17 protein-coding genes are annotated in these 17,509 nt (G+C 43.0%); 10 read left to right on the top strand and 7 right to left on the bottom strand.

What is annotated here, in order from left to right; genetic code table 11:
• Positions 1-264: 264 nt before the first annotated feature.
• The 5 genes from MZ182_RS06600 to galU form a co-directional block, all read right to left on the bottom strand.
• Positions 265-1,239: a LysR family transcriptional regulator gene (locus MZ182_RS06600; RefSeq protein ID WP_011918998.1), complete on the bottom strand. Its 975-nt coding sequence runs from the start codon at positions 1,237-1,239 to the stop codon at positions 265-267.
• A gap of 311 nt (positions 1,240-1,550) precedes the next feature.
• Positions 1,551-1,964, bottom strand: coding sequence for a bactofilin family protein (locus MZ182_RS06605; protein WP_011789994.1), 414 nt, complete (start codon positions 1,962-1,964; stop codon positions 1,551-1,553).
• Positions 1,965-2,052: 88 nt separating this feature from the next.
• Positions 2,053-2,535: a ferredoxin-type protein NapF gene (gene napF, locus MZ182_RS06610; RefSeq protein WP_014610233.1), complete on the bottom strand. Its 483-nt coding sequence runs from the start codon at positions 2,533-2,535 to the stop codon at positions 2,053-2,055.
• A gap of 94 nt (positions 2,536-2,629) precedes the next feature.
• Positions 2,630-3,643, bottom strand: a complete 1,014-nt coding sequence (gene galE, locus MZ182_RS06615; RefSeq protein WP_011919000.1) for a UDP-glucose 4-epimerase GalE — start codon at positions 3,641-3,643, stop codon at positions 2,630-2,632.
• Positions 3,643-4,551: a UTP--glucose-1-phosphate uridylyltransferase GalU gene (galU, locus tag MZ182_RS06620; RefSeq protein ID WP_011789991.1), complete on the bottom strand. Its 909-nt coding sequence runs from the start codon at positions 4,549-4,551 to the stop codon at positions 3,643-3,645. The genes galE and galU overlap by 1 nt, the downstream gene beginning before the upstream one ends.
• 311 nt (positions 4,552-4,862) lie before the next feature.
• On the opposite strand from galU, the gene phhA reads away from it, so the two are divergent.
• From phhA to ompW, 7 genes are all read left to right on the top strand, one after another.
• Complete coding sequence (gene phhA / locus MZ182_RS06625; RefSeq protein ID WP_115015589.1) at positions 4,863-5,663, top strand: phenylalanine 4-monooxygenase; 801 nt, start codon at positions 4,863-4,865, stop codon at positions 5,661-5,663.
• A gap of 94 nt (positions 5,664-5,757) precedes the next feature.
• The gene (locus MZ182_RS06630; RefSeq protein ID WP_011789989.1) at positions 5,758-6,096 is read left to right on the top strand and encodes a 4a-hydroxytetrahydrobiopterin dehydratase; all 339 of its coding nucleotides are present in this window, start codon (positions 5,758-5,760) and stop codon (positions 6,094-6,096) included.
• Between the two features lie 258 nt (positions 6,097-6,354).
• Positions 6,355-7,893, top strand: coding sequence for a transcriptional regulator TyrR (gene tyrR / locus MZ182_RS06635; RefSeq protein WP_011919002.1), 1,539 nt, complete (start codon positions 6,355-6,357; stop codon positions 7,891-7,893).
• A 380-nt stretch (positions 7,894-8,273) separates the two neighbouring features.
• Positions 8,274-9,260, top strand: coding sequence for a fumarylacetoacetate hydrolase family protein (locus MZ182_RS06640; RefSeq protein WP_115015584.1), 987 nt, complete (start codon positions 8,274-8,276; stop codon positions 9,258-9,260).
• Positions 9,261-9,347: 87 nt separating this feature from the next.
• Positions 9,348-9,998, top strand: coding sequence for a maleylacetoacetate isomerase (gene maiA, locus MZ182_RS06645; protein ID WP_011789986.1), 651 nt, complete (start codon positions 9,348-9,350; stop codon positions 9,996-9,998).
• A gap of 41 nt (positions 9,999-10,039) precedes the next feature.
• Entirely contained in the window at positions 10,040-10,681 is a 642-nt protein-coding gene (locus tag MZ182_RS06650; RefSeq protein WP_086023730.1) for a nucleotidyltransferase family protein, read from the top strand.
• 372 nt (positions 10,682-11,053) lie between these two features.
• Positions 11,054-11,713 carry an outer membrane protein OmpW gene (ompW, locus tag MZ182_RS06655; protein WP_248065690.1) on the top strand — a complete coding sequence of 220 codons (660 nt, stop codon included), beginning with the start codon at positions 11,054-11,056 and terminating at the stop codon, positions 11,711-11,713.
• A 79-nt stretch (positions 11,714-11,792) separates the two neighbouring features.
• Here ompW and MZ182_RS06660 read toward each other — a convergent pair whose 3' ends face one another.
• Positions 11,793-12,536, bottom strand: coding sequence for an SDR family NAD(P)-dependent oxidoreductase (locus MZ182_RS06660; protein WP_115015578.1), 744 nt, complete (start codon positions 12,534-12,536; stop codon positions 11,793-11,795).
• Between the two features lie 117 nt (positions 12,537-12,653).
• Between MZ182_RS06660 and MZ182_RS06665 the strand changes: the two genes are divergently transcribed.
• Both MZ182_RS06665 and metA read left to right on the top strand, forming a co-directional pair.
• Positions 12,654-13,088, top strand: coding sequence for a YbaY family lipoprotein (locus tag MZ182_RS06665; RefSeq protein ID WP_011919007.1), 435 nt, complete (start codon positions 12,654-12,656; stop codon positions 13,086-13,088).
• 66 nt (positions 13,089-13,154) lie between these two features.
• A complete protein-coding gene (gene metA / locus MZ182_RS06670) occupies positions 13,155-14,111 on the top strand; it encodes a homoserine O-acetyltransferase MetA (RefSeq protein ID WP_248065691.1) in 957 nt (318 codons plus the stop codon).
• Between the two features lie 64 nt (positions 14,112-14,175).
• On the opposite strand, the gene MZ182_RS06675 is transcribed toward metA, so the two are convergent.
• Positions 14,176-15,822 (bottom strand): methyl-accepting chemotaxis protein, encoded by a 1,647-nt coding sequence (locus tag MZ182_RS06675; protein WP_248065692.1) that lies wholly within the window; start codon positions 15,820-15,822, stop codon positions 14,176-14,178.
• A gap of 435 nt (positions 15,823-16,257) precedes the next feature.
• Between MZ182_RS06675 and MZ182_RS06680 the strand changes: the two genes are divergently transcribed.
• Positions 16,258-17,448, top strand: coding sequence for a thiolase family protein (locus MZ182_RS06680; RefSeq protein WP_248065693.1), 1,191 nt, complete (start codon positions 16,258-16,260; stop codon positions 17,446-17,448).
• Positions 17,449-17,509: the final 61 nt, after the last annotated feature.

Here is a 17,509-nt window from a genome sequence, read left to right on the forward strand (position 1 = left end):
AATTTAATCATTGTGAAAAATGAAATAACCTAAAATAAATGTGATTAATATTGCAAATATTTGCGTTGAGTTTTAATAAATTAATTAGATTAATTTTCATTTAAGCGTCAGCCTGAATAATATCCGGCTTTTATTTTTGAGATGTACAATAGATAGCGCATTTTTATCGGAGATAACTTAATAAATTGGCATGTATGGAGAATGAAACGAGGATAAAATAACAAGGCTAACATTATGTTAACCTTGAAGCATCTCTCTGCGGTTTTATAGGGTTGGGATAAGTGTTGTGATAAGTGGACTAACGACAATATCGCATTGTGTTTGGCTGTAGCGTCTACGAGCCCTTGGCTTTTCAACTAAATAATATTGCGGCGGCAGCATAGAATCGTGTAAGCGGTGTAGCTCAGTGAGTGATAATGGCACTAGCTTGAGCCCGGGCATATGCTTCACTGTGTGCATATCGATACTTGAACAAAATGCCACACTTTGTATCGTGAGCAAGTGGGCATACCATTCTTCCCTATCTATAACTCTATCAATTGAAGGTAATAGTATACCTTGGCGTTGGCAGAAAAATTCAAGTGGATCGACTTTGCTATTAAACCCTTTCAGATCTAAGCATAAAAATGGATGGCGGCAAATATGCTCTAGTGTAATACTTAATTCAGTTTGCCAGATTGGATGATGTTTTGAAGCCACAACATAGATCCCTGATATACAACCCAATCTGGTATAGCTTAATTCTTTATTATCGGCATTTTCTAAGGTAATTCCAAAATCTAGTTCGCCTGCGTGAATTAATTCAGCACTATTTTCTTGCCATTTATGTAATCGTATTTTACCTAATTGGGTTATCACATCTGGTGAGCTAAGTTGTGGTGCTAAGAAACTCAGTAACTCATTACTGACAGCAATATGTAGGGGTAAATCTGTTGTGTTATGGGTATTTTGGATTTGAAGTGCTGATTGCTCAAGATTGTAAACTGAGTTTGTAAATTGGCAAATTGCGGCGTATAAACTTTCGGCTAAAGGTGTCGGTTTTAGCCCTTGCTGGCGCCGGTAGAATAGCTCATCGTTAAAGGTCAAACGTAATGCATTAAGACAACGGCTGATCTTGGGGGCTGAAACATCCAGTGCTTTAGCTGCACTATTGGCGTGTCCAGTATCGAAAATTGTCTTAAAAACCAGTAAAGTAAACACATCAAGTTCACAGATTTGTTTTAGTAACGGGTTGCTCATTTTTTATTGCCCTATAATGACTCTTAATGTGCGCTTGTTTATTTTATTATTCAGCTTTGCGCACTTAACCTTTAATACGTTACTCCTATCGATTTATAAAAAACCACTGAAACACCATATCGATAGCGCCTTTTTAGGCGTTAACGTTAGCATTAGTTGTACGGATTAACTGTGACTTCATTTGCAAAGTAACAAATATTTAACCATTGTAAATTACTACTAAAGGGGTAGGGCGCATTAGGTAGGATGAGGTTGATTTTGTACTAGCTCGAAAGGCCAAATGATAGGCAAGTTTATGGAAAATCTGTGGGTTAATTTTTGTGGCAAATAAGCGTTTCTTGCGGGGAAGGGAGAGTATGTGTTCGAATTGTCGACGTATCTTCTTTGATCCTTAATCCGATAAATTGCCCACCCTCCATAATTTGCATGGATGTACTGGCGACTTCTCCATCGACTATGCCATTACGTTGGATCACTAAACGCTCACAGATCAAACGGCCTTTAAAGTATCCATTGACCATAAATTCTTGGCATTTAATTTCCCCTTGGACATTTCCCCCTTGTTCTATGGTGATATTGGCATTTGACAGTATTTGACCACAGATTTCACCACCAATGAGCACATCACCTGAAAACTCAATATTGCCAGTGAGTTTAGTGCCGTTTGCAATAAAACTTAGCGCAAGTTTTGGCTTAGGGGTAAAAAAGGATTTTTTCCCAAACATAATAAGGTCATCCAATCTAATTAGGCGCGAGATCTTAGCGTAAATCAAAGTATAAGCACAGCTAAGTGTCGACGTATTTTTTAGGTATTCATTCTATTGATTTAATTGCGATAGCTTGACTTGGACAGGGGGCCACGCAGGCACCGCAACCTGTGCATTGCTCAAGATTGATCGTCGGGCTGGGAGCCTTGCCTACACTGAGGATGAAACTAATCGCTCGGGGTTCACAGGCATCCTTACAGCTTTGGCACCATATCCCTTGATAAGTTAAGCAATTCTCTTGGATCTGTGCTTTGATTTGCCATGCTGTTTGGGTCAGATCAAAAATATCTTCAGGACAATGTTTTGCACAAAGGGTACAGAAAGTGCATTCATTGTTATTAAAAGATATTTCAGGATATCCACCATCACCTTTCACAATAATTTGAGTTTCACAGGCATTAATACAGGCAGAACAGCGAGTGCACACATCGGTGAACTCGATATCATCACGTACCCAAGGCGGTCTTAGCGCATTATTTCTTCGGCGGCTAAAAAGGTTACGGCGACTGTGATTAATACTCTGCGTCATGTTGTTCTTCTGTATGTCGATCATTCACAACAAAAATAATGGTTTAGATGATAATAAAAATGGCCTGTGATATTTCTACAAGCCATTTATTTTATTATCCTTTATATCCATTTGGATTGGTTGATTGCCAATGCCAACTACTATTAGCCATGTCTTCTAGAGTATGGGTTGCATGCCAGCCTAGGCTTTGCTTCGCGTGAGTGGGATCGGCATAGCAAGCGGCAATATCACCGGGGCGACGCGGCGCAATTTGATAGGCAATCGTTTTACCGCAGGCTTTTTCAAAGGCTTTAACCATATCTAATACACTGTAACCTTGACCTGTACCTAAGTTATAAGTGACAAGGCCCGGTCTTGTGGCGAGTTTCTCAAGGGCTTTTAAATGGCCTTTGGCTAAATCCACCACATGGATATAGTCACGTACACCCGTACCATCGTGAGTTGGATAATCATGGCCAAATACGCTTAAGACGGCACGTTTACCTACTGCAACTTGGGCAATAAATGGCATCAAGTTATTAGGAATATCGTTAGGGTCTTCACCTATCAGGCCACTGGAGTGGGCTCCGACGGGATTAAAATAACGAAGGCGTGCAATATTCCAACTTGGATCGCTATGGTGAAGATCTGCCAATATATGTTCAACCATTAGTTTAGATTGGCCATAGGGATTGGTTGCCCCTGTTGGGAAATCTTCAGTAATAGGCAAGCTTGCAGGATCACCATAGACGGTTGCTGATGAGCTAAAAACAAGATTTTTCACCTTAAACTCCGCCATAACTTGGCAGAGGACTAAGGTACCAGTGACATTATTCTCATAATACTTAAGGGGCTTAGCAACAGATTCTCCCACTGCTTTTAGCCCTGCAAAATGGATCACAGAGTCGATAGCATGATCGCTAAAGACTTTTTGTAATAATGCTTTATTAAGAATATCGCCCTGATAAAACGTGACCGATTTACCTGTTATCCGTTCAACACGGTTTAATGCTTCGATGCTCGAATTAGACAAGTTGTCTAAAACAATTACCTCGCTACCCGCTTTGAGTAATTCAACAACGGTATGGGTGCCAATATAGCCAGCACCTCCGGTCACTAAAATCGTCATTATTTAATTCCTTTTACAACGTTTTTTAAATAGTGCGCAAAATCTTCACCGATCTCGCTGTGGCGCAGGGCATATTCAACGTTAGCACGCATATAACCTTGTTTGTTACCGCAGTCGTGGCTCTTACCTTCCATGTAGTAAGCATTTACGGTTTCTTGCTTCATTAACATCGCAATCGCATCCGTTAATTGGATTTCATCGCCCGCACCTGCAGGTGTTTTAGCCAGTAATGGCCAGATGCTGGCAGGTAATACATAACGACCAACAACGGCTAAGTTAGAAGGCGCTTCATCTACTGGTGGTTTTTCTACCAGTTCGACTAATGGTTCAGATTCACCTGGTTGTAAATCATGGCCATTCACATCGGCAATACCGTATTGGTTGACCATGTTGTGTGGCACACCTTCAACCATGATCTGGCCCACTTGCGTCTCATCAAAAAGCTCAACCATCGCAGCCAAGTTGTCTTTGCTGAGGTTGCAACTTGCATCATCGATGATGACGTCAGGTAGCAATACGGCAAAAGGAGCGTCACCTACAACGGATTTGGCACATAAAATAGCATGACCTAAACCTTTAGCCTGGGATTGGCGAACACTGATCACAGTTACATCTTTAGGACAAATAGACTGAACAGCTTCTAGCAGTTGACGCTTTACACGGCGTTCTAGCTGGGCTTCTAATTCAAAACTGGTATCGAAATGGTTTTCGATGGAGTTTTTACTGGCATGAGTTACGAGTACAATTTCTTTGATCCCAGCCGCAATAGCTTCACTGACGACATACTGAATCAATGGCTTATCAACAACGGGTAGCATTTCCTTGGGAATAGCTTTGGTCGCGGGAAGCATACGAGTGCCTAGGCCTGCGACAGGAATAACGGCTTTACGAATTTGATGTTGTTTCATTGCGAACCTTTTAGGTCAAGGAGAGGCGGTTAATGGCCAATATTGTAAATGACCTGCACAGAAAAGCTATTTACAAACACTGAATTTTATCGGTATTTCGGTGTTTTATCAGTCGTTAGTCTTACATGTAACATTAAGAGTTATATATTGTTGGCAATAAACTTTCGTTTATTGAGGATTACAATGATTTTGTAATATTTGCTTTACGTTTACGTCACAAGATTGATTGAACAATAAAGTGTGAGGGAGTTAACAAAAAACAAGGCTTAGCTCACTATTGACACTATCAGCGTCAGTATGAAGTGAATGATATGACTAAAGGAACCACCTACATCGCCCGCAAGGCTGATGACACTGGGTATATAGATTACTCGCAAGAAGAGCATGATATTTGGAGCCAACTTTACGCCCGCCAAGCGGTTAATCTCCCTGGCCGAGCTTGTCTGGAATACCTTAATGGACTCGATGCGTTAGCGATGCCAAAGGATCGTATTCCACAACTCGCTGAAGTTGATCTTGTATTACAGGCAACAACAGGCTGGAAAACGGCAGCAGTACCCGCACTAATATCATTCGGCCACTTTTTTGAACTCTTAGCGAATAAAGCGTTTCCAGTGGCGACATTCATTCGCCGTAAGGAAGAGTTTGATTACCTGCAAGAACCAGATATTTTTCACGAAATTTTTGGTCATTGTCCTTTGCTTACCAATCCTTCATTTGCCAATTTTTCGCATATGTATGGCCAATTGGGTTTAAATGCTAGCAAAGAAGAACGGATATTTTTAGCGCGTTTATACTGGTTTACCGTTGAGTTTGGCTTACTTCAACCAAAAGAGGGCCCCTTATGTATCTATGGCGGTGGCATTTTAAGTTCACCCGGTGAAACCCTATATGCAATGGAGAGCGAAGTACCCGAACGTAAGCCCTTTGATTTACTGGATGTGCTGCGCACACCTTACCGAATCGATATTATGCAACCGATTTACTATGTGATTGAGCATATTGAGATGTTGGATGACATTGCCAAAATGGACATTATGAGTTATGTCACTAAGGCTCGTCAGTTAGGTTTATTTCCCCCTAAATATCCTCCGAAAGCGAAGGCGAGTTAATCATAATTTGCTGGATGATTTGGTTTAGTTATTTGATAAGTAATGAGTAAAGTGCAACTGAATGCCCCTATAGCGGTTGCCAAGAGGAGTAAGTATGACTGTGTTATCTGATATGAAATGTGAAGCGTGCCAAGCCGATGCGCCTAAAGTGACCGATGAGGAATTGGCCGAACTTGTGCGGATGATCCCTGACTGGAGCGTGCAGGTCCGCGACGGTATTATGCAACTTGAGCGAGTGTATAAGTTTAAAAACTTTAAACTCGCAATGGCATTTACGAATAAATTGGCTGAGTTAGCAGAAGAAGAATTTCATCATCCCGGTATATTCACTGAGTGGGGTAAAGTCACAGTGACTTGGTGGTCACACTCTATCAAGGGATTGCACCGGAATGACTTTATTATGGCAGCCAAGACTGACCAGTTATTAGGTTAAAATCTTATTTTTGAAAATCAGCGGGTTAACTTTGTTTTTTCGCTGATTTTATCTTCCTGTTACAAATGTGCTGTAAACTTGACTTGCCACTTTCTATTTTACCTTCTAACGTATACACGCCTAGCTATAAATCTATCGTTTACGTTTGCGTAAAGCTAAACTGCTAACTAAGCAATTATCGCTTTTACTAATATGTATGGATAATAGCTCTGCACGGGTTATCCCAAAATTCAAATCAAAAAGGGAATATCAGTCATTATGCGCTTGGAAGTCAGTTGTCAAGATCGCGTGGGTTTAGCGAAAGATATTTTAGTCGTGTTAGAACGCTATGGTATTAATTTGATTGCCATAGATGCCAGTAACCAAGGCTTTTTGTACCTACAGTTTGCTGAAATCAGTTTTGAAACCTTAAGTGCTTTGATGCCACAGATTCGCAAAGTGGAAAGTGTTCACGATGTGCGTACCGTGTCGTTTATGCCATCAGAACAAGAGCATTACGCCCTAAAAACCCTTCTAAAAACATTACCCGATTCCGTTTTCTCCATTGATGTCAAAGCCCGTATTCGTATTGTAAATGAGTCTGCGTTATTGAATATTGGTATGGGGGAGCATGAAGTACTTGATGAGTCATTAAATCATTGGGTACAAGGTTTCAACTTCAGCCGTTGGTTAAGTGAAAGCCAAGTATTACCGCAAGCGGCACGGGTACAAATTGGCCCGAATGAGTATCTTGCCGAAATGCTGCCTATCTATCTGCCTGATGACGATGATAAAACCATCCTTGTGGGTGCAGTGGTATCACTAAAATCTCCCGCACGTGTCGGTAAACAATTTAATGCATTGCAAAATCAAACAATGGGTTTTGAAAATGTGTTAGCCAGCAGTGACAAAATGAAAGAGGTACTTAAGCAAGCGCGGCGTATGGCACAGCTTGATGCGCCGTTATTGATAACGGGAGAAACGGGTACTGGTAAAGAATTAATGGCTAGAGCGAGTCACGATGCCAGCATGCGTCGCGAAAAACCGTTTATTGCCATTAACTGCGCAGCTTTACCCGACAGCGCCGCAGAAGAAGAATTATTTGGTTATGTCAGTCAGGGCAAAGTCGTCAAAAGAGGATTCTTTGAGGAAGCTAAGGGGGGCACAGTATTTCTCGATGAAGTGGCGGAAATGTCTAAGGCTGCTCAAGTTAAGCTGCTTCGGCTATTGCAAGATGGCACTTTTAGACGTATTGGCGGTGATGAAGAAGTCCGTGCGGATGTGCGGATTATCTGCTCTACCCAGAAAAATTTAGCCGAACTGTGCCAAACCGGTGAGTTTAGGGAAGATTTGTATTATCGCATCCATGTACTGAGCTACCACATTCCCTCATTACGCGAACGCAAGGTGGATATTATCCCGTTAACTGAAATGTTCCTTGAACATTATAGCCAACAGTTATCGAGCCCTGTGCGCCGCATCTCGGCCCAGTGCCGCGATCATTTGCTCACCTACGCTTGGCCGGGTAACGTGCGTCAATTAAAGAATGCCGTATTTAGAGCGGTGTCAATGTGGGATGGTTCGGCAGAGTTGACGGTGGAACAGCTTAAATTGCCTTCCTACGCCGAAGGTTTTGGTTACTTTGATAATGAATTTGAAGGTAATCTCGATGATGCAATGAAGCAGTTTGAGGCGAGTCTATTGCGCCGATTATATCCGGCCTATCCGAGCACTCGCCAGTTGGCGAAAAAGCTCGGTGTGTCACACACTGCTATTGCCAATAAACTGCGTGAATACAAAATAACCAAGCGTCGTTAGACAGTGTATCGCTGGCTTGATGCGATAGATGTAACCGTATCGTTCCACTTAGTTGCCGACTTTTCAGGCATATTGCTTACCGAGATATTGATAAGCGGCAACTGGGTTATAAACGTAATGATTAGTTTACGAAATGTGAAATAAGTGTTCTAAATGTGATTTGTGTCACGCTATAGGAATCTTGGTCGGTATCGGGTATTTCTACGCGCAATAAAGACACTGCAACACTCAAGGGAACATGTATCTGTTAGCGCAAACGGCATAAAAGAGTGTGTCCTTAAGTGAGTCAAATTTAGAAAAATAGAATATCAGCTGGGTGACGCAGCGCGTTTCCCTGCACAATAAAATTGTACGCTTAGCCCAAGAGCACTGGAGCCAATATGAAACTTGCTAGTTATAACAATGGTCGCCGCGATGGTCAGTTGATGTTAGTCAGCCGCGATCTCACTAAAACGGTTGCCGTACCTGCCATTGCCCATACTATGCAGCAATTACTCGATGGTTGGGATTTACTGAGACCACAATTGCAAGAATTGTACGATGCGTTAAATGAAGGCATGTTAGATAACGCTCAAGCGTTTGATGAGGCCAAGTGTTTATCACCATTACCACGAGCATACCAATGGGCCGATGGTAGCGCCTATGTGAATCATGTTGAGCTAGTCCGTAAAGCCCGTGGCGCAGAAATGCCAGAAACCTTCTGGACCGATCCACTGTTTTATCAGGGCGGCTCCGATAGTTTTATTGCCCCTAAAGCGGATATCCCATTGGCGAGTGAGGATTGGGGTATCGATTTTGAATCTGAAATTGCGGTTATTACCGATGATGTGCCTATGGGAGTGAGTACTGACAATGCAGCTAAGCACATTAAATTGTTGATGTTAGTTAACGATGTGTCATTGCGTAACTTGATCCCGGGTGAACTGGCGAAAGGCTTTGGTTTCTTCCAATCTAAACCATCGAGCAGTTTTTCGCCTGTGGCTGTGACACCGGATGAATTGAGTGTCCGTTGGGAAGATTCGAAAGTGCATTTACCGTTGATCACCTATTTAAATGGTGAATTATTTGGTCGTCCGAATGCAGGCGTCGATATGACCTTTAATTTTAGCCAATTAATTGCCCATGTTGCCAAAACTCGCCCATTAGGAGCAGGTGCTATTATTGGCTCAGGTACGATTTCTAATTATGACCGCAGCGCAGGCTCAAGCTGTTTAGCGGAAAAACGTATGTTAGAAGTGATTGCTGAAGGCAAAGCCACTACGCCATTTATGCGTTTTGGCGACACTGTGCGCATCGAAATGCTCGATGATAACGGAGTGTCGATTTTCGGTTCAATCGATCAAAAAGTAGTTGAATACAAAGCGTAGTTTTTTCCCTTTAAAGCGAATATCGACTCAGAGTAACGGGGCTTAATTGCCCCGTTTTTGTAATGGCATTTATAAGGACATAATTAGATGAAACTATATGGTTATTGGCGTTCCAGTGCAGCTTATCGGGTTCGTATCGCCCTTAATCTCAAGGGGATTTTAGCTGAGCAGTTTTCAGTGCATCTCGTACGTGATGGTGGTGAGCAGCATACGGCTGCCTATCGTGCACTTAATTCACTGGAGTTAGTCCCCACCTTAGTGGTGGGTGATGATGAGGACAGAGATGCGCTAGCTCAATCTTTAGCCATTATTGAATATATTGATGAATTATATCCTCAAACACCGCTATTACCTGCCTCAGCACTCGAACGGGCCCATGTGCGTGCTATGGCGCTGACGGTTGCCTGTGAAATTCATCCACTAAACAACTTACGGGTATTGCAGTACTTAACGCAAACCTTAGCGGTTGATGATACAGCTAAAAATACTTGGTATCACCATTGGGTTGCTATTGGATTTACAGCACTTGAAACTCAGCTTCTGCGCCACAGCGGTCGTTATTGTTTCGGGGACTCAGTGACATTAGCCGATCTTTGTTTAGTACCACAGGTGTATAACGCTCAGCGTTTTAATGTGGATTTAACGCCATATCCGAATATCATGCGCGTGTGGGCAGAGTGTAATCAGCTTGACGCTTTTGCCAATGCTGCGCCAGAGCGCCAAGCGGACGCAATATAACGAATGACGCGGATAAATAGATAATATGAATGGTACTGTTCATGCTCAATATGCTTTTCGTTGACAGTAAACCCAATAGTGATGTGATGAATGAAGCAGAACGAAAGAGTCAGTTACTCGAATGGATAACCCAAGATTGCGAGCGGATGAGGGCGCTTGAACTTGCGTTCCTATGCGCCAAAGTACACTCTATGCCGCAGTGGTGCCTTGCGGCGGGATTTGTACGCAATCTCGTATGGGATCGTTTACATGGGTTTCAGTATAGTCTACTCAATGATATTGATTTAATTTATTTTTGCCCCTTAGATACTCGCCCTGAACGTGATAGGGCGATTGAAGCTTATCTCTATAAACAAGCGCCTGATTTACCTTGGTCGGTAAAAAATCAGGCGCGAATGCACCTTAAAAATCAAGATCCCCCTTATCTGTCTTGCATAGATGCCATGACCTATTGGCCGGAATTAGAAACGGCAGTTGGTGTGTGTTATCAAAAAAACACTAGTGACCTATTGAGTAATACGCCACGAGTGAATGCCTTAACATTGGTCGCTCCTTTTGGTGTAAATTCACTCTTTGAATTAAAACTGACAGCCAATCCCAGTAGAGCATTATCGATTTTTCATCAACGCGTTTTGGATAAAGGTTGGCTTATTCAATATCCTTTACTTCAATTAATCTATTAATGTTTAACTTGCATATCACGGTTATTTTTATCCCCCCCAAGCGTTAAATTTCTCACTTTCCAATAAACCGCATTGGCTTATTTTGCCCACAAATCAGTGTAACTAAAATGTTGCGCTTAAATTTAAGTATTAACCCTTATTAGGTGAATAAGGTGTTACTAATAAATGCTGCGTATCACATAAATTAAAGGGGTATTATCAATAAATGTTTGCGTTTCGTGATTAGGATCCCAAGTGTGATACCTATAAGTGGGTATTGGTGGGGTGGATTGATTTAGATCAATAAAAGCAGTGGATATCTCTGGCAGTGTAATCCGTAAATGTTAAGGATGTAATACAAAACAAAAACCTATGTTGTACATATGGAGTATGATGATGAATAAAAATATCGTTTCTACTGTTATCGCTGCGACCCTTTTAGCCGCTGGTTTTACTGCTTCTGTCTCTGCTCATCAAGCCGGTGATATTATCGTGCGTGCGGGTGCCGTAGTTGTTGCCCCAAATGAATCAAGTCAAGATGTTGTTATCCCTAGCGCAAATCTAGGTGAGTTTAAAGTCAATAATAATACTCAAGTTGGTCTGAACTTTGGTTATATGTTGACCGATAACATTGGGGTTGAGTTATTGGCAGCAACACCATTTAGCCATGATGTATCACTCGCGGGTGTGGGTAAGATTGCTGAAACGAAACATTTACCACCAACCTTAGTGGTTCAGTATTATTTTGGTGACGCACAATCAAAATTACGCCCTTATATTGGTGCAGGTGTGAACTATACAAAGTTCTTTGATAATAAATTCACTAATGATTTAGGTGGGGATTTAACTAACCTAGATATGAGCGATTCTTGGGGACTCGCTGCGCAGGTTGGCTTAGATTATCAAGTTAATAAAAACTGGTTGGTCAATGGATCAGTTTGGTACGCCAAGATAGACACAGATGTAGAATTTAAATACCAAGGTGCACCCGTTAAAATCGAAACAGATATTGACCCATGGGTTTATATGATTAGTGTTGGCTACACTTTCTAATTTATTAGAAATAACGAAAAAGGAGCCGAGGGCTCCTTTTTTGTTTGATTGCAATAATGTTTACAATACCAAAGATAACTTAATGCTTAGGCTTTTTAGCCTTCCAATGGCGAGTGTTGTAGATAAACTCGGGCAAAATCTTAGTTAACCAAGCGACAAGGCGCCAGCGTTTGGTGACATAGACACGACGTTTACCTTGTTTCATTGCTTTGATGATTTGCGCTGCGACTTGTGGCAATGGGGCAAGCCATATCGCACTTTGCTGCATCGCAGCTTTATCGAGTAGGCCGAGTTGGATATCGGTGATGGTAATGGGTAACTTAAGGCGCTGGGCATGCATACTTAAGCCCTCAAGGTAGTTCTGTGCAAAGGCTTTTGAGGCGTGATAAGCCACGCTTGGTCCACCGCGCAGGCCTGCAATAGAGTTAATTGCTGCCAATTGGCCATAACCCTGTTCACGAAATAGTCTAAATGCCGTATTGCAGATCGCGGCAAAACCACGCACATTTACGTCGATAATATCTTGCTCTGGTAACCATGGTAACGCGGGATCGTAGCTATTAAGGCCTGTATTAACTAAGACTAAGTGTGCTCCACCTAGATTTTGCCACACACTTTCAAGTTGACTAATAATGGCTTGTGGTTGCTCTATCTGCAGCGCAAATACTTGTACTTTTGTGGGCAAGGATGAGGCAAACTCACGTAATGATTCGGGATCTTGAGCAAACAAGGCTAATTCAACCTGCTGTTCAGCCAACTGTTTTGCAAGTTCACGGCTCAAATGTGAGCTAGCGCCCACAATGATTGCAGTTGCTTGGGTCATAAATTTATCGTCAACGAAATGGTGGCTTATGATAGGAACATATGTTCATCAAGACAAGATTTATAGTATGGACATGTGGACATCCAGAAGTCTTTATGTATGATTAGGAGAAACGTAATGAGTCAATGGCTAAAGTTAAGTGCATTGAGATTAGTGGCGCAGAGATTAACTGCAATGGTATTCATCACTGTTGTGGCTTTATTGGCGGGTTGTGCGACACCCAATGCAATTGTCGAAATCAAGGGTGAGGCAATTTACCGTGAGCGCATTGCATTGCCGCCAGAAGCAAAACTAATTGTGCAATTGCTCGATGTATCCAAAATGGATGTGCCTGCAATAGTGATTGCTGAACGGGTTAAACAAGGTGCTGGCACTCCAACCCCCTTTAGTTTTGTTATCGGGCGCGATCAGTTTGAGCAAGGGCATACTTATGCCATAGGTGCACGAATTATGCTCGGTGATAAGTTACTGTTTATTAATACTCAGGCCTACCATGTTGATCTTAATTCAACCGAGGCCATGACCATAATACTTGAAAAAATCGGCGAGTGATTTGCGGTAAATATAGATAGCAAACGCGCCGAATCCGTTGTTTTTTACGAACAGAAGAGGCGCGGTATGCCGGTTAGAATTCCAGATCATTTGCCCGCAGCAGGGGTATTAGAGTCAGAAAATATTTTCGTTATGTCCGAGACGCGGGCAGCGAATCAAGATATCAGGCCGATGAAGGTGCTGATCTTGAACTTGATGCCGAACAAAATAGAGACCGAAACCCAGTTATTGCGCTTGCTGGGTAACACGCCTTTACAAGTCGATGTGGATTTACTGCGTATTCACGACAAAGAGTCCAAGCATACTTCCATCGATCATATGAATACCTTCTACCGTGACTTTGAAGATGTACGCCACAAAAATTACGACGGCCTTATCATCACAGGAGCACCACTTGGGCAAATCGATTTCGAAGATGTGGTCTATTGGGATCATATTCGTGAAATTATCGATTGGTCCCAAGAGCATGTCACCTCAGTGCTGTTTTTATGTTGGGCGGCCCATGCGGGCCTGTATCATCTCTATGGTTTAAATCGAAAAATATTACAACAGAAGCGTTCTGGCGTGTTTGTACATAGACGTACTTGTCAGCATTTCCCGCTGTTACGTGGTTTTGATGATGAATTTTTTGCACCCCATTCTCGGTTTGCCGAGATGGATGTGGAAGACATTAGGCAGCACCCACAGTTACAAGTGTTAGCGCAATCCGATGAAGCAGGGGCCTATTTAGTACTAAGCCGCAATAATCGTAACTTGTTTGTGATGGGCCATCCTGAGTATCAAAAATTGACCTTAAACGATGAATACCATAGGGATTTAGCACAAGGCTTAAATCCCAATGTGCCACAGAACTATTATCGCAATAACGATCCTGAAGCCGAAGCCATTGCCCGTTGGCACAGCCACGGTAGTTTATTGGTCAGTAATTGGCTTAATTATTATGTTTATCAATTAACACCTTATGACTTAAGTGATATGACGGCGATGACACCGTGGGAATCGCGCCAAGAAACATTGCCTTAGACTGTTTTTGGGGAAGACGCGCGTAGTGCAGTGATTCTATTGAATGCACTACGCGTTTACAGTGTTACAACTTAAATTGCGTTACTAATTTATCTAAGTGAATCGATAGCTTCTGCAGGTTTGCACTCGATGCTGTTAGTTCATCAGCAATTTCCGATGTTTCTGTGGTTAATTGATTGATATCTTCCACATTTCGGCTTATTTCAGCCACAACCATAGACTGTTCTTCTGTTGCTGTTGCGACTTGAATATTCATATCGCTGATTTGGCTGATATGTGAGGTGATAAGTGTTAAGGAGTCATTGGCATCATCCGCTTGTTTTACGACCATGCCACTTTGTTCGTGACCACGTTTGATTGCTGACACTGTTTTGGCTGATTGCTCTTGCAGCTTATCGATCATGGTTTGAATTTCATTTGTTGACGATGCCGAACGACTCGCAAGGTTTCGCACCTCATCAGCGACGACAGCAAACCCGCGTCCCGTTTCGCCTGCACGTGCGGCTTCAATCGCGGCATTGAGTGCTAACAGGTTAGTTTGTTCTGAAATACTTCGGATAGTATCCAAAATGCTGCCAATTGAGTTGGTTTGCATGGCTAGCGAGGCAATATCGCTGCTGATATGTTGAATTTCGATTGATAGCGAACTCACACCTTGCCGAGCTTGTGCAACAAGATTTGCACCACTATGGGCTTGATTATCGGCTTCTTTAGCCGCATTTGCGGCTTGGGTTGCGTTGTCGGCAATGTTCTCCACTGTAGTACCCATTTCATGGATTGCCGTCGCAATTTGTGTGGTACGGTCACGCTCGTTAATACAATTTCTATGGGTTGCTTGGGCTTTGCTTGCGACATCATTTGCAGTATGGGCAAGTTGACGAGAGTTTTCTGCCACAGCTTCAATCGCATTACGTATCTTCAGCACAAACTGATTAAAATGCAGGGCAATATCGCTTAATTCATCATGCCCCTTTAACTCAATCATATTGTGTAAATCAAGTTTATCGCTGGCAGAAGAAATATGTTGTTGTAATAACGCCACGCGAAGGCGTAGACGACGCAGCATTACAAACCCTAGAAAAATGGAAATAATCAGTGCGACGGCCAATACCACGAACATTTCCATGCGTGTATTTTGGTAGTTTTGTTGACTCTCTACGAAGCTGGCGTTGCCCTGTTGTAGTAACGAGTCAAGAATGGCATCGGTACTCTTTCGCATAATGTTGTAGCTAGCTGCGAATTGATTACGATAAATGTCTTGCGATTTTGCCACGTCTCCGCTTTCCATCGCAGCAAGCATAGGCGCTAGTTCGTCACTTTTGACTTTATCAAAGATGTCGATCAATTTTTGTACTTCGGCACGGGTGATGGGGTTTACTTGGGCGTCACGTGCTGCTTTTAATGCTGCATCCATTTCTGGAATATCCTCAGCCCGGGTTTCTGTCACTCGGGTTAATACGCCTTTTTGATCCTTCATCGTTGGTATTTCTTGCAGAATAATAATATCAATGCCCACTCGCATGCGGGGAATTCGGGAAGCGACCTCCGCCATTGACCTTAATGGTGCGCTAGTATTTTCAGCGAGTTTTTTAGTTTGATCTTGCATACCAGATAAGCCTTGAAGCGCCGTCAAGCTGATCAAGATAAGAGCAATACAAGGTATAGCAATAACCCCGATAAACTGGGTCTTAAGCGTCATCTTATTGAGCATGTCTTTCCTTCCTACTTCTATTTAGGGTTATTTGGCTAGGTTGTATAAGGTTAGAGTGTTTGGTATTTCCACTATAGGATAGGAACAATTGTTTGAATATCGATGTTCTTAAATTCCTGCATTGAGTCATGTATTCCTGTTGTTATGCACCTATTTGAGCTAGTTGATAAAAATGCTAACTATCTAGTTGATCATAGTTATTTTGTAGGCAACCACCAAATTGGTTTGTTGATACAGACTCCCTTTTTATCCTCAATTTCCGATTTCGCTGTAAATCCTTACTGACAATTTTCACCCGAGATAATCGACACATTAGACCAAGGAATACTTGCTTTACGTTCGCGTAAACGTCAGAGTGGTTTTATTGTCGATTTTATTAAACGTCCTGAGCAGAGGCGAGCACTAAGCCTGTGGTCAATTTAGGTTGGAGTTTCCATGAGTACTGAACAGTTAAATCAAGAGATCGTTATTGTTGCCGCTAAACGCACCCCTATGGGTGGTTTTCAAGGCAGTTTGTCATCCGTTGCATCACCGACTCTAGCCGCGACAGCCATTAAGGGCTTGTTGGTGGAGACTCAATTGGCGGGTGAGCATGTTGATGAAGTCTTGATGGGCTGTGTATTACCCGCAGGTTTAGGTCAAGCGCCTGCACGTCAGGCTACTTTAGGTGCGGGGCTACCACTTTCAGTGGGGGCGACTACTGTGAACAAAGTATGCGGTTCAGGCATGAAGACGGTCATGTTAGCCCACGATTTGATTAAAGCGGGCAGTGCAAAAGTGGTGATCGCTGGCGGTATGGAAAGCATGAGCCAAGCGCCGTATCTATTGGATAAAGCCCGCGGCGGCATGCGTATGGGCCACGGCAAAATGCTCGACCATATGTTTTTAGACGGTCTTGAAGATGCCTACACGGGTGGCGCTATGGGAACGTTTGCCCAGAAAACCGCCGATGAATTTGGTATTACCCGCGAGCAGATGGATGCTTTCGCCCTAAGCTCGCTCGAAAAAGCCAATGCGGCGATTAACTCGGGCGCCTTTAAGGCCGAAATTACCCCAGTCACAGTTAGTGATCGTCGCGGTGATGTGACTGTCGACACCGACGAGCAACCCGGTAATGCTCGACCAGAAAAAATTCCTACGCTGCGCCCAGCTTTTAGCAAAGATGGCACTATCACAGCGGCTAACTCTAGCTCTATTTCCGATGGCGCAGCGGCATTGATGTTGACCTCTCGCGGCGAAGCTGAGCGTTTAGGCTTAACTGTATTAGCCACCATCAAAGGCCACACGACCCACGCCCAAGAGCCTTCACTCTTTACCACTGCACCAGTCGGCGCTATGGCGAAATTGCTGGCCAATGTGGGTTGGTCAACGGATGAAGTCGATTTATTTGAAATCAACGAAGCCTTCGCCATGGTGACTATGCTTGCCGTGTCTGAACTGGGTTTAGATATAGCTAAAGTTAACGTCAATGGCGGCGCTTGCGCTTTAGGTCATCCTATTGGCTGCTCGGGTTCACGTTTGCTGGTGACCTTAATTCATGCTTTAAAAGCCCGCGGCCTTAAACGCGGTGTTGCCTCGCTGTGTATCGGCGGCGGTGAAGCAACAGCGATGGCCATTGAGGTTTAATTGCAAAGGTTTTAGTCAAATCAGGTTTTAGTTAAATCAACAAGACGGGGCTGGCAAGGGC

Source organism: Shewanella sp. JNE2 (genome assembly GCF_023159115.1).
Taxonomy (GTDB): domain Bacteria; phylum Pseudomonadota; class Gammaproteobacteria; order Enterobacterales; family Shewanellaceae; genus Shewanella; species Shewanella putrefaciens.